The organism is Proteus genomosp. 4 str. ATCC 51469, assembly GCF_003144375.1.
Classification (GTDB): Bacteria; Pseudomonadota; Gammaproteobacteria; order Enterobacterales; family Enterobacteriaceae; genus Proteus.
Genome location: NZ_PENV01000001.1, coordinates 389,026 through 403,282, shown reverse-complemented (window position 1 = coordinate 403,282; position 14,257 = coordinate 389,026). Strand labels below are relative to the sequence as shown.

Here is a 14,257-nt window from a genome sequence, read left to right as displayed (position 1 = left end):
TCATTTAGTCATGTAATGAAATGCATTGAGTAATGGCCATCGATAAATAAGCACACTATTTTCTTCTTCTTTATTAATATCCTGATAGTGATAGTTATTTAATGAAAATAATTTTTTTAATTTATCGATGTCCTTATTTAGATTATTTTTTTCTATTTTTATATTTGAGTTAATAAAAATTTCATTTTTCATTTTAATAACCTCTAGATAAAAACAAAATAAATATTTTCCAGGATTAAATTCCCGGCAAAAGAATGTTTAATTAATCTTGTTTACTAATTATTTAAAACTTCCATTTTAGAATATGCTTTAAAAATAATTATTTCAATTACGTAAAAACACATAAAATAGATATTTATTATCTTTTTTATGTAATGGGTGGTTATTGGTTTTTCTTTTTAATTTATATTTTATTATTTTTAATAATTGACTTTTTAAATAATGAATAAATGAGTTTAACTGCAAAATAAGGCAAAGAAAAAGAATTGTAAATTACCTGTTTATAACAATATATTGAATTATTCAATTATGATGATCATTATTGTATATTGATCTTAATCATTTTTAATCAAAAAGTTATCATTATATAATCATTTTTTGATTGTTTATGTTTTTATATTAAGTGAATTATTTATTTTTTGTGGTTAGTGTTTTTAGATTGTTATTGGTTGTTATTTATATGTTGTTTGTTTTGTTTTTGTTTGGAAATATAAAAATAAGATAACTCTGTGTTTTATTAATTACTGAAAATAATGCATCATTTTTAAAAATAGTGGCTATTATATAAATAGAAGCTTGAGTATTTTCTTTTAATGCCGACTTAAATAAGTTGGTTTTTATTATTATCTTTATTTTTATATAAGAGGCCAGTATCCGTCTGGTTAATTTCTTTTTTGTTTTTTATTTAGGGGTTTTTACTAAGTGGTTAAATAAATATTCTCTTATATCTTTATTTAGTAGTTAATTTAATATCAGAAGTAATAAAAAGACAGATATGAATCATCATATAACTGTCGAGTTGGATTTATTTATACTAATAAGTAGGAAATCAAAATGAACAAGTCTAATTCAACCCAATTCGATTTTTTACATTACTGGCATGGGTTGGGAGCATGGAATTTCTATTTTTTACTAAAGTTTGTTTTACTTTGGTATGGTTATTTAAATTTTGATGCTTTTAGTAATCTACTTTTCCTCGCATTTTTATTGTTTCCATTACCTAAAAACATTTGGCATAAAATGCGCAATTGGATTGCTATCCCTATCGGAGCCATTTTATTTTATCATGATACATGGTTGCCCAGCTTTTCAACGGTATTAGCGCAAGGTGGACAACTTAAACAGTTTTCGTTTGATTATCTTGTTGAATTATCTGTTAATTTTATCAACATTAAAATGATCGGTGTTGCCTTTATTTTGCTGGTGGCTTACCTGTTTATTGAGCAGTGGGTAAGAGTTTCTGTCTTTATCATTGCGGGGGTCCTTTGGTTAAATATTGGAGGGTTTACCCATTTTTCGCAAGGTATGGTGCCTGCTGTTTCAGCCAATAGCTTTACCCAAGAAAATAGTGTTAATAATGAGATAAGTAGTGAACGAGCCAGTGAAATTGAAGTGTTACCCGCAACTGTTGACTCTCCAGGTGTCACGCCTATGGCACCTGAAGTTATTACGAAACCTGTAGAACAAACAGTAATGGGAACACTTTATCCTCCCCAAAAACATCAGTTTAATAATAAAGTATTAGATGATTGGTTAACTCAATTTTATAGCTATGAGAAAAAACGTATAACGCCATTCCCAGAGCAGTTGTCTGCAGATGCTCAACCTTTTGATATCTTAATTATTAATATTTGTTCACTTTCAACAGCGGATGCGGCTGCTGTAGGGCTACAAGAGCATCCTATTTGGGGAAATTTTGATGTGCTATTTAGTCACTTTAATACCGTATCTTCTTATAGTGGCCCTGCATCACTAAGATTATTACGTGCTAGTTGTGGCCAAACTCACCATTCTGATTTATATGATCCGACCGATACACAATGCTTGTTAATGGACAATTTATCTTCGTTAGGATTTGCAAAGAAATTGGTGCTCGATCATAACGGGAAGTTTGGCAATTATCTTCAAGAAGTTCAGCAACTTGGTAATCTTAATATCGCCTTACAAGATCAAGAGAATCTTTCTCATCAAATAACGGCTTTTGACGGCACTAAAATTTATAACGACAAAGAGACGTTGATGCGTTGGTTGCAAGGACGTGAACAATCAAATGAGAGTCGTAGTGTGACGTTTGTGAATTTAGTGTCATTACATGATGGTAATCGTTTTGTAGGGGAAAATAACACCGCTGATTACGGTAAGCGAGCCAGCACTTTATTAGACAGTTTAGATAACTTTATGAATGAGTTAGATAAAAAAGGAAGAAAAGTGATGGTAGTCATTGTGCCGGAACATGGCGCCGCTTTACTAGGTGATAAAACACAGATGTCAGGTTTAAGAGACATTCCTAGTCAAAGTATTACCACAGTACCTGTCGGTATTCGTTTTACAGGGATCAAAGATAGAGCACAATTTTATCCACCTGTGATTGTTGAAGAGCCAAGTAGCTATTTGGCCTTGTCTGAATTTATCTCTCGTAATGTGAATGGTGATGTTTTTAATCAATCTTCTATTGATTGGAATGCATTAGCCAGCGGATTACCTCAAACAGCCAATGTTGCAGAAAACCAAGCTACCATTGTGGTTGATTATCAAGGTCAGTCTTATATCAAGTTAAATGGAGGTGAGTGGATTAATTATCCTAACTAACTTGTTATAGAAAATCATTTCATTATAAGTCTATGTTCTCGTTTTCTCCTTTTGAGATCCCCGTGTTGATTGCGGGGTTTTTTTTATAGATTTAGAAATAAAATGAACAGCAATAAAAAACCACATCTCAAAAGATGTGGTTTTATCAAATAGTTAATAGCGTGATGTTAATAGCAGAGGATTATTTTAAACCCGCAGCTTCACGTAAGATTTCTGCTTTATCTGTTGCTTCCCAAGGGAATTCAGGGCGACCAAAATGGCCATAAGCCGCTGTTTTTTGGTAGATTGGATGCAGTAAATCTAGCATTTGAATTAATCCATAAGGACGTAAGTCAAAGAATTCACGTACTAACAGAATAAGTTGTGCTGTTGGGACTTTTTCAGTACCAAATGTTTCTACCATAATTGATGTCGGCTCTGCCACACCGATTGCATAAGAAACTTGAATTTCACAACGGTCTGCTAAACCAGCAGCAACGATATTTTTAGCAACGTAACGTGCGGCATAAGCTGCTGAACGGTCTACTTTCGATGGATCTTTACCAGAGAAAGCACCGCCACCGTGACGGGCCATACCGCCGTAAGTATCGACAATGATTTTACGACCTGTTAAACCACAGTCACCCATTGGGCCACCGATAACAAAACGACCCGTTGGGTTGATGAAGTATTTAGTTTGCTCATTTAACCATTCTGCTGGCAGAACAGGTTTAATGATCTCTTCCATCACCGCTTCATGCAGGTCTTTTTGTGAAATATCTTCAGAATGCTGAGTTGATAATACAACCGCATCAATACCAACAACTTTATTGTTGTCGTATTGGAGGGTAACTTGGCTTTTCGCATCAGGGCGTAACCAAGGTAAAGTGCCACTTTTACGTACTTGTGCTTGACGCTGAACTAAGCGGTGAGCATAAGTAATTGGTGCTGGCATTAATACGTCAGTTTCATTTGTTGCATAACCAAACATTAAACCTTGGTCACCAGCACCTTGTTCTAAAGGATCAGCTCGGTCAACACCTTGGTTGATATCTGGTGATTGTTTGCCAATCGCACTGATAACTGCGCAGGAATTAGCATCAAAGCCCATATCGGAACTGGTATAACCGATTTCACGAACGGTATTACGTGTAATTTCTTCGATATCGACCCAAGCTTTGGTGGTAATTTCTCCGCCTACCATAACCATGCCTGTCTTAACGTAAGTTTCGCAGGCAACGCGTGCTTTTGGATCTTGTTCTAAAATTGCATCCAGAACAGCATCAGAAATCTGATCTGCAATTTTATCTGGATGACCTTCTGAGACTGATTCAGAAGTAAATAGGTGTGTAGTCATTATATCTCGTTACCTTAATACAAACGGTTTAAGGATGGATGTTTTAACATCTAGACGTCTATTTTATGACTCTTCTCTCTTTAATTCCAGCTTTTTTTAATCAAATATAGGGATAAAATAGAATCAAACAGTTAATCTTGTTTTTTATTGTGTGCTATTTTCTGATGATAAAAGATCGAAAATAAGAAAAAAAAGGTTTTTGTGCATTTTGCTTTTGCATTTTATGTTAACTACAGGTATAAACTCGCGGTTACTGTGAAATCTGAACACAGTGTAAACCGCAGAATTTCTAATTCTGTTTCTCTGTTAGGGAAATGGCTTATAGGTTTAAGCCATGTGTGGAGTGAATGGGTAATGATCCATTGTCTACAGGTTAGTCTTTTCAAAAACCAAAACAGCACTCGTCAATACTATACACGTAGTATATCTAGAGTGATTTCCTCTCTGAGCTCTTTCTCTTTAGAGCGAAGTTGTCTGTTACTTGCCAATAGGTGATTGTGTTAACTCGTTATAGGTTAACTCAAGAACTTTCTACTATTATGTCCTGCGAATAGCTGGATAATCATATAAAAATATATAGTGAGTCATTACTTCCAACTGTTATTTATCAGTCGTTTCAGATTTTCAATAAATTATTGACTACTATAGTGACAGGCAAGGTATAAACTCATACTCCCTAAGGAGAATGTCATGAATGATAACATCGCTCGTAAGATGCAGCAGACCTATAATATTGCATATTGGGGTGGCGGTTACTATTTAGCGAACAATCGGGGAAATATTAGCGTTTGCCCTAATCCTGATGTTCCTGATGCCACTTTTGATTTAACTGAATTGGTTAAACGGGTTCAAGAAGAGCAATCACATCTGCGCTTACCTGCACTTTTTTGTTTTCCTCAAATTCTACAGCATCGCTTACGTTCGATTAATGCGGCGTTTCATCGTGCGCGTGAATCTTATGGTTATAAAGGTGACTATTTTTTAGTTTACCCAATCAAAGTTAACCAACAACGCCGTGTTATTGAGTCATTAGTCAATGCAGGGGAGCCTTTAGGTTTAGAAGCTGGTTCTAAAGCTGAATTAATGGCCGTGCTTGCTCATGCCAATATGACAAGCTCTGTGATTGTGTGTAATGGTTATAAAGATCGTGAGTATATTCGCTTAGCACTCACAGGCGAAAAGCTTGGGCATAAAGTTTTCTTAGTGATTGAGAAAATGTCTGAGATAAAAATGGTACTTGAAGAAGCTGAACGTTTAGAGGTTATTCCTCGTTTAGGCGTTCGCGCTCGTCTTGCTTCTCAAGGATCAGGCAAATGGCAGGCAAGTGGTGGTGAAAAATCAAAATTTGGTTTAGCTGCGACACAAGTTCTGCAATTAATTGATATGTTACGCCAAGCTGATCGCTTAGAGAGTCTGCAATTACTGCATTTCCATTTAGGCTCTCAGATGGCGAATATCCGTGATATCGCAACCGGTGTTCGTGAGTCTGCTCGTTTCTATGTTGAGTTGCACAAATTAGGTGTGAATATTCAATATTTTGATGTGGGTGGCGGGCTAGGTGTAGACTATGAAGGCACTCGTTCACAATCTGATTGCTCGGTTAACTATGGCCTTAATGAATATGCAAATAATGTTATTTGGGCAATTGGTGATGCGTGTGATGAAAATGATTTACCGCATCCAACCGTAATTACCGAATCAGGCCGTGCGTTAACTGCACATCATACCGTATTGATTTCTAATGTCATTGGTGTTGAGCGTAATGAATTTACCGCGATTACGCCACCGGAGGAAGATGCAGCAAGACCAATCGCTAGCCTTTGGGAAACATGGGAAGAGATGCAAACCAAAGGGCATAGTCGTTCATTACGTGAATGGTTACATGATAGCCAATTAGACTTGCATGATGTGCATACTCAATATGTTCATGGCATGTTGAGCCTGACAGAGCGTGCATGGGCAGAAGAGTTATATTTAAATATCTGTCGTCGTATCCAATATGATTTAGATCCAAGTAATCGTGCTCATCGTCCGATTATCGATGAGTTACAAGAACGTATGTCAGATAAGTTCTATGTTAACTTCTCATTATTCCAATCTTTGCCTGATGCTTGGGGTATTGATCAATTATTTCCTGTATTACCGATCGAAGGGTTAGATAAACCACTGGATCGTCGTGCGGTACTACTCGATATTACGTGTGACTCAGATGGTATTATTGACCATTATGTTGATGGTGATGGCGTTGAAACAACGATGCCTATGCCAGCTTATGATCCTGAATACCCGCCTATGATTGGCTTCTTTATGGTTGGGGCTTATCAGGAAATTTTAGGCAATATGCATAATTTATTTGGTGATACAGCTGCTGTTGACGTTTATCTTGATGAAAAAGGTAATCTTACTTACGTCCAAAGCGAAGAGGGCGATACCGTTGCCGATATGCTTCAGTACGTTAAGTTAAATCCAACGGTGTTGTTAGATCGTTTCCGTACTCAAGTAAAAAATGCACAGTTAGATGAAGCGTTGCAAGAACAATTCCTGACTGAATTTGAAAGTGGTTTATACGGTTATACGTATCTGGAAGAAGAAGAGTAATTCTTAATTTTCCAATGCAGGAGTGATGTTATTAAACATCACTCTTTATCTATCATATTGATTTGTATGTTACTTATTTAAAATAAGTGACAGAGGTAATAGCATGAAAAATAGTACGTTAGGTAATGAGACTGATAATTCATTGATCTCTAATGCATTTGGTTTTTTACGTTTTCCACTGAATTTTCAGCCTTATAGTAGTGATGCGGATTGGGTTATTACGGGTGTACCTTTCGATATGGCAACATCGGGTCGTGCGGGAACTCGTCATGGACCAGGCGCTATCCGCCAAATCTCAACCAATTTAGCGTGGGAAGGAAACCGCTGGCCTTGGGATTTTGATATGCGTGAGCGCTTAAACGTTGTCGATTGTGGTGACTTAGTTTTTAATTTCGGTGATGCACAAGATATGAGCGATAAACTACAAGCTCATACAGAGAAGCTATTAGCCGCAGGTAAAAAATGTTTAACCTTTGGTGGTGACCACTTTGTCACATTACCTTTATTACGTGCTCATGCTAAACATTTTGGCAAAATGGCATTAGTCCATTTTGATGCGCATACCGATACTTATGGTAATGGCAGTAAATTTGATCACGGTACTATGTTCTTCCATGCACCTAATGAAGGATTAATCGATCCTAATCATTCTGTTCAAATTGGTATTCGTACCGAGCATGACAGTGATAACGGTTTTACCGTGTTAGATGCTGCACAAGTTAACGATCGTGGTGTGACTGATCTTGTCGATCAGATCAAAGAAATTGTTGGTGATTTACCTGTTTACCTGACTTTTGATATTGATTGTCTTGATCCTGCATTTGCACCTGGAACAGGAACACCAGTCGTCGGTGGCTTAACAACCGATAAAGCACTGAAGATCTTACGTGCATTACAACCGTTAAATATCGTCGGTATGGATTTAGTTGAAGTCTCTCCAGCTTATGATCAATCTGATATTACAGCACTTGCTGGAGCTACAATTGCACTTGATATGTTATATCTGCAAGCAACAAAAAAATAATTTCTGTTAACTCCAGAAAATAAAGACAAAGCGATATCTTGTAGGTATCGCTTTTTTATTTCTATTTTTCTTCTATCTATGAATAAGTTAAGCATTTTTTGCTAATAAATAAACTTACTTCTCAAATGTCTTTTCTGCTCTTTTTAGTGCTTATTTTATCATTTATTGAGCGCTTATTCTAAATGATAATTATTTACAGAATGTTTGATCGCTATTATTGAGTTTACTAGCGAATGATCGTTATTTTGTCACCCGCCTGTTTAATTGCTACTGTTAATCTATTAATAAAGTTCTTTTTTAGAAGAGCTTTTTCATCTGTAAATATTCAGGAGAAAGACAATGGCTTTGAATGGTAAAGTAATTTTAGTTACAGGCGCTGCTCAGGGAATTGGCCGTGGCATTGCATTGCGTTTAGCAAAAGAAGGTGCTGATATTGCTCTGGTTGACTTGAAAGCAGATAAGTTAGCGGATGTTGCAAAAGAAATTGAAGCTCTCGGACGTAAAACAACAATTTTTGCTGCAGATATTAGTCATCGTGATGAAGTTTTTGCTGCTGTTGAACATGCTGAAAAGGCATTAGGTGGCTTTGATGTGATGATCAATAACGCAGGTATTGCCCAAGTTAAGCCTCTGGCTGACGTAACACCTGAAGATATGGATAGGATCTTCAAAATTAACGTAAATGGCACCATGTGGGGGATCCAAGCAGCATCAGAGAAATTTAAAGCATTAGGTCATAAAGGTAAAATTATTAATGCTTCTTCTATTGCAGGACACGATGGCTTTGCAATGTTAGGTGTTTATTCCGCAACTAAGTTTGCTGTACGCGCGCTGACACAAGCCGCAGCAAAAGAGTATGCTAGTGCTGGTATTACTGTAAATGCTTACTGCCCAGGTATTGTAGGCACAGATATGTGGGTTGAAATTGATGAGCGATTTGCTGAGATAACTGGAGCACCAAAAGGCGAAACCTACAAGAAATATGTTGAAGGTATTGCATTGGGTCGTGCTCAGACCCCTGATGATGTTGCAGCCCTCGTTGCTTTCTTATCAAGTGATGATTCTGACTATATTACAGGCCAAGCAATTTTAACTGATGGCGGTATTGTTTATCGTTAATCAATAAAATAAAAAATTATTTATCAATACCCTGTGTGATTTAAAAGAATGACACAGGGTTATTTATTGCGAGCGATTTATAACGAAATCAAAGCTGAAAATAACGTGCCAGCAGCGGGGCGGTAAAATTCTTTTTCAAATAGAAGCCTCTGGGTAAGGTCATAATACGTTGCCCATCTTCACCAATAGCTTCTGTTAATGCTTTACTGTTCGCGGCTTTGGGACGGATTTGTAACACTTGTCCGTGACGTGCAGTAATACTTTCTACTTTACCCAGCACAATCATATCCATTAACTCTTCCCAATCATGGCGTAAGAGTTCTTCCTCCAGACTATTAGGGCTCCAAAGTAACGGAGAAGCGACACGACGTTGTGCTAATGGTATTTCCCTTTCACCTTCAACAGGAACCCATAAGACTCTAGAGAGCTTACGTTTTACATGGCAGTTTTCCCATGTAATACCACTATTACCTGTTAATGCAGCAACACAGACAAAGGTGGTTTCTAAAGGCATACCTAGTCTGTCAATCGGGATTGTTTTAAGTTCAATACCCAACTCACTGAAATCTTGTTCGGGTTTACTGCCTGCACTTGCACCTAAATAATACTCTAACAACATTCCTACCCAGCCTTTATCTCTTTTTAGGTTGGCAGGAATAGGCAATTGTGCAAAAGCCGCAAGTTCACCAAATGTATAACCTGCTAGGGCTTTTGCCCGTTCAAATAAAACTTGCTCATTTTCAGGTGCTACAGGTGGTGTAAACATAGTTATCATCTTCTTGTTTAAAAAATAGACAGAAAAAAAAGGTTGTTGATAATGTATTTCACTTTATTTTATTTAAATCATAATAGCATGATATATCATCATTTTTTTGAGTTAATCCTTCAATTGAAATTTATAATATCAAGTTGTGCACGGTTATCCTGAAATCATAAACAGGCTTTTACACTAGGTTATCCACAGCTTTATGGGATAACTCACAGAAAGTGAGATCACTGTTCTGATTTACAGCCTTGACTTTTGCAGATATTCCTCAAAATTATCCTATTTTGTCTAACTAATCGGCATAACCTGTGGATAAAACATCCCATGGTTGTTTTTTGTACGATTTAAGGCGGTGAGTCTTTTAATTGTTTTATCCAATCGCTGAAATAGGCATTCAAAACTATCTACTAATTTGAATTATAAGTGATATTTTAAAATTTATATCAACAGCCTTTTTTATGATATAAAAACTATACCCTGATTATCTCACTCTTTTTCACATAGATATCCACAGAAAAAGTGAATAAATCCCCTAAGCATTTATATGGGTGTTTATAACTTTCAAGTTTTCTGTGAATTAACTTAAATCGTCACAATCATGACGATGAAAAAGTTCGTTATCTCTTATTCTGGTTACTGTGGCTCAATATCGGGTGTGAACCATGCTGATTTGAAATCAAACCAACCAAAAGTATTCATTTTGACACCACGTATGGTTCTTTGGCCTTGCAACTCAAGTAAATGGTGGAATAAAGGATAAAGCCAAATATTGTGTGTTAACTGATGACACCACTCTTCTAGTGGTAGCTTTTTTTGATGCCACAAAGAGAGCTCGTGTGTAAATGAACGTCCTAAACAGTGATGAAAAAGAGGTAATTCATAAAGAGTAGCGAAAATAGAAAATTCTAAAGGTTTATAGAAATTTACCGTCGCTAACCAGATATCACTTTCTGCCTGGCCGTAATACCATTGTTCGTAATCAAGAACTTGAATAGTGAGCTCAATACCATACAGAGATAAAATATTTTTGATGAGTTCAGCGATAGTGCTGTATTCATGATGCTCTTTATAGAGTGTGACAGTCAGTTTGGTTAATGATGCAGGTTTGGGATGTTGACGTATTAATTTACTGTGATGCCAATGAAGTAGTAAACCATAAGCAGGAGACCAATGGCGTTGATAGAAAGGATCGCAATGTGTCAGCATATTAACTGGAGTTAATACACTGCTTAACCACTCTCTTATTTCTATTTGCTGGCATTGTGCTGAGCGACTATCGTAAAGTAAAAAATAACATCCTTCCTCTTTACGACTTTCCAGTGAATCTTTGTTTGTATCATCATCTGTTAAATGAATGGTTGAACAGACCATTTTTTTATTCAGTTCAGGTACAACCCATATATCAATTTCATCTAATAATGCTCGTAACCCAAAATAGCGACTAAAGGCTTTGATTTGCAGTTTATGCTGATCATTAGCCATGATTTGATAAGCACCTGTTCCTATTGGGTGCTGTGCAAAGTCTGGGAGTGATGCCCATTCTTGTGGCAAAATAACGGCTTGAGGGCTCCCTAATAACGTAGCAAATTGTTTATCCGCTTCGTTTAAGAAAATATCAAGCACATAAGGTTGAGGTGAGGAAATACGTTCTATATGTGCATAAAGTGGATTGCAGTGCTTCATACGCATTAAAGAAGTGCTGATATCTTCAAAAGTAAGCTCGCGACCATGATGAAAGTAGATAGAAGGGCGTAAATAAAATCGCCAATGTTGCTCTGTGATCATTTGCCAATGGTGAGCTAATTCTGCTTCAATTTCCCCATTTTCCTCTTTTAAGTGAACCAGAGAATTAAATATTTGACTCATTAAATGTAATTCAGATCGTCTTAAAGGCGTCCCTGGCAATAAATTTCTAAAAGGGCGATAGTAAATAATCCGAAGCAACTGTTGACCAGGATGAAAACTTTTTTCAATTTGAGAGAGCACCATTTGGCGCACTGAGTCTTTGTCACCCATTAGTGCAACAAGCTTTTCAATATCGTTCTCTTCTATTAATCGCTCAGCACGATTTTGTTGAATTTCCTGCGCATTAGATTGAAAACTCAATGTGGACTTTTTGCCTCTACCTACTTCTGCTTGCCAATTTATCCAGCCTATTTCTTGCATTTTATTTAACAAAGAACGGACATGACGGCGCGTACAATGTAGCGTTTGTGCTAATTCTTGTAAGGTAGTTTCAGATGTTTTTCCCTGAAAGGCTTGCCATAGGCGAATAAATTGTAACTCTAAGCGGGGTGTAGTCATAAAAGAGGAAATCCCTTAATAAAGTGATCAATTTTAATTTCCTTATATTAGACCGATAATGTTTGTGTTTAAAGTTAGCTCTCATGTTAGTTATCACAAATTATGAATACTGACAGACTCCCCCATTTGAGCATTCGGTGATTGCCGGCCAGTGATAATTGATCACTGGCTTTTTTATTGGCTATTTATTGAGATAAAAAAAACCGTAAACGAATTTACGGCAAGAATGACAAAGTAAACATCACAGAAAGTAGAAGAAGGTAAGAAATTGTCTTTATTAGCGCATAAAGGTAGGTTGTTTTGCCTCGTAAGCGCTAATGTCATCTTGGTGTTGTAGCGTTAATCCAATACTGTCTAATCCTTCAATCATGCAATGACGGCGAAATGAATCTATTTCAAAAGAGAAACATAATTCACCAGCTCTGACTTCTTGTGCCACCAAATCGACAGTAATAGGGGTACCTGTGTGTTGTTTCACCCAATCAAATAATTGTGAAACTTCATTGTCACTTAACTTGATTGGCAACAGTTGGTTATTAAATGAATTGCCGTAAAAAATATCAGCAAAACTAGGGGCGATAACGGCGTGAAAACCATAATCTGTTAATGCCCAAGGTGCATGTTCACGAGATGATCCACACCCAAAGTTTTCTCGTGCTAATAAAATAGAAGCGCCTTGGTAAATAGGCTGATTCAAAATAAAAGCTGGATTAGGCTGAGTACCTTCATCATCTAAGAATCGCCAATCATGAAACAGATGCTTACCAAAGCCAGTACGAGTGACTTTTTGTAAAAATTGCTTAGGAATAATGGCATCGGTATCAACGTTTGCTGCATCTAAAGGAACCGCAATACCCGTATGTTGAGTAAATTTATTCATCATGTTCTCCTTTAGGATGCCACTGCAAATGTACGAATATCTGCAAAATGGCCATTAATCGCCGCAGCTGCTGCCATTGCAGGACTGACTAAATGTGTTCGGCCTCCACGGCCTTGACGTCCTTCAAAGTTACGGTTGCTGGTGGATGCACAACGTTCGCCCGGATTTAATCGATCGTTATTCATAGCTAAACACATCGAACAACCCGGTAAACGCCATTCAAAACCTGCTTCAATAAAGATTTTATCTAAACCTTCGGCTTCAGCTTGTGCTTTAACCGGCCCAGATCCCGGAACAACAATAGCTTGAACATGGGATGCAACTTTATGGCCTTTTGCGATTTCAGCTGCAGCTCGTAAATCTTCAATGCGTGAGTTTGTACAAGAGCCAATAAAGACTTTATCAATAGCGATATCTGTTAAATTAACGCCTTCACTTAATCCCATATATGCCAAGGCTTTTTCAGCAGAAGCGCGTTCAACAGGATCATTAAAGCTATCTAATAACGGTACGATTTGATCAATAGCAATAACTTGCCCTGGGTTGGTACCCCATGTAACTTGTGGTGCAATGTCGGCAGCATTAATCGTGACAGTGGCATCGAAAGTTGCATCATCATCAGACTTTAAGGTTCTCCAATAAGCAACAGCCTCATCCCATGATTGGCCTTTAGGGGCAAATTGACGACCTTTTAAATAAGCAAAAGTGGTATCATCAGGCGCCACTAAACCTGCTTTAGCACCCATTTCAATTGCCATATTGCATAAAGTCATTCGACCTTCCATGCTTAAGGCTTCAATAGCTTCACCTGCAAATTCGACGATATAACCAGTACCACCTGCACTACCTAATTTGCCAATAATCGCTAATACGATATCTTTTGCGGTGATCCCAATGGCAGTCTTGCCTTGAACTTCAATTTTTAATGTTTTAGCTCGTGATTGTTTTAACGTCTGAGTTGCTAAAACGTGTTCAACTTCAGATGTGCCGATCCCAAAAGCTAATGAGCCAAAAGCACCATGAGTTGCTGTATGTGAATCACCACAAACAATTGTCATTCCGGGCAAGGTTAAGCCTTGTTCTGGCCCCATTACGTGAACAATCCCTTGATATGGATGGTTTAAGTCATACAGCGTAACGCCAAATTCTTGGCAGTTTTTCATCAACTCTTGCATTTGAATTCTCGCCATATCACCACAAGCATTAATATCTTTAGTCTGTGTTGATACGTTGTGATCCATCGTTGCAAAGGTTTTATTGGGTTGACGAACAGGACGACCTTTTGTTCTTAATCCATCAAAGGCTTGAGGTGATGTCACTTCGTGCACTAAATGGCGATCGATATATAAAATCGGTGTTTCATCACTCACTTCTCTGACAACATGTGCATCATAGATTTTTTGATATAATGTTTTACCCATG

General features: G+C 37.1%; 10 protein-coding genes. 4 read left to right on the top strand and 6 right to left on the bottom strand.

Annotated elements, in window-relative coordinates; translation table 11 throughout:
• The gene (bcsR, locus tag DK866_RS01835; RefSeq protein ID WP_109407484.1) at positions 1–192 is read right to left on the bottom strand and encodes a cellulose biosynthesis protein BcsR; all 192 of its coding nucleotides are present in this window, start codon (positions 190–192) and stop codon (positions 1–3) included.
• Between the two features lie 861 nt (positions 193–1,053).
• Here bcsR and bcsG point away from each other — a divergent pair.
• A complete protein-coding gene (gene bcsG, locus DK866_RS01830; RefSeq protein ID WP_109407483.1) occupies positions 1,054–2,808 on the top strand; it encodes a cellulose biosynthesis protein BcsG in 1,755 nt (584 codons plus the stop codon).
• Positions 2,809–2,989: 181 nt separating this feature from the next.
• On the opposite strand, the gene metK is transcribed toward bcsG, so the two are convergent.
• The gene (gene metK, locus DK866_RS01825) at positions 2,990–4,144 is read right to left on the bottom strand and encodes a methionine adenosyltransferase (protein ID WP_109407482.1); all 1,155 of its coding nucleotides are present in this window, start codon (positions 4,142–4,144) and stop codon (positions 2,990–2,992) included.
• A 690-nt stretch (positions 4,145–4,834) separates the two neighbouring features.
• Between metK and speA the strand changes: the two genes are divergently transcribed.
• From speA to DK866_RS01810, 3 genes are all read left to right on the top strand, one after another.
• Positions 4,835–6,742 carry a biosynthetic arginine decarboxylase gene (gene speA, locus DK866_RS01820; protein ID WP_109407481.1) on the top strand — a complete coding sequence of 636 codons (1,908 nt, stop codon included), beginning with the start codon at positions 4,835–4,837 and terminating at the stop codon, positions 6,740–6,742.
• Between the two features lie 103 nt (positions 6,743–6,845).
• Positions 6,846–7,766 (top strand): agmatinase, encoded by a 921-nt coding sequence (gene speB, locus DK866_RS01815; protein WP_109407480.1) that lies wholly within the window; start codon positions 6,846–6,848, stop codon positions 7,764–7,766.
• Positions 7,767–8,105: 339 nt separating this feature from the next.
• Positions 8,106–8,885: an acetoin reductase gene (locus DK866_RS01810; RefSeq protein WP_109401529.1), complete on the top strand. Its 780-nt coding sequence runs from the start codon at positions 8,106–8,108 to the stop codon at positions 8,883–8,885.
• An 88-nt stretch (positions 8,886–8,973) separates the two neighbouring features.
• On the opposite strand, the gene mutH is transcribed toward DK866_RS01810, so the two are convergent.
• From mutH to leuC, 4 genes are all read right to left on the bottom strand, one after another.
• Positions 8,974–9,651 carry a DNA mismatch repair endonuclease MutH gene (mutH, locus tag DK866_RS01805; RefSeq protein WP_109407479.1) on the bottom strand — a complete coding sequence of 226 codons (678 nt, stop codon included), beginning with the start codon at positions 9,649–9,651 and terminating at the stop codon, positions 8,974–8,976.
• 633 nt (positions 9,652–10,284) lie between these two features.
• The gene (gene sgrR / locus DK866_RS01800) at positions 10,285–11,955 is read right to left on the bottom strand and encodes an HTH-type transcriptional regulator SgrR (protein WP_109407478.1); all 1,671 of its coding nucleotides are present in this window, start codon (positions 11,953–11,955) and stop codon (positions 10,285–10,287) included.
• A 277-nt stretch (positions 11,956–12,232) separates the two neighbouring features.
• Positions 12,233–12,838 (bottom strand): 3-isopropylmalate dehydratase small subunit, encoded by a 606-nt coding sequence (gene leuD, locus DK866_RS01795; protein WP_109407477.1) that lies wholly within the window; start codon positions 12,836–12,838, stop codon positions 12,233–12,235.
• 8 nt (positions 12,839–12,846) lie between these two features.
• Entirely contained in the window at positions 12,847–14,256 is a 1,410-nt protein-coding gene (leuC, locus tag DK866_RS01790) for a 3-isopropylmalate dehydratase large subunit (protein WP_109407476.1), read from the bottom strand.
• Between the last annotated feature and the right edge of the window lies 1 nt (position 14,257).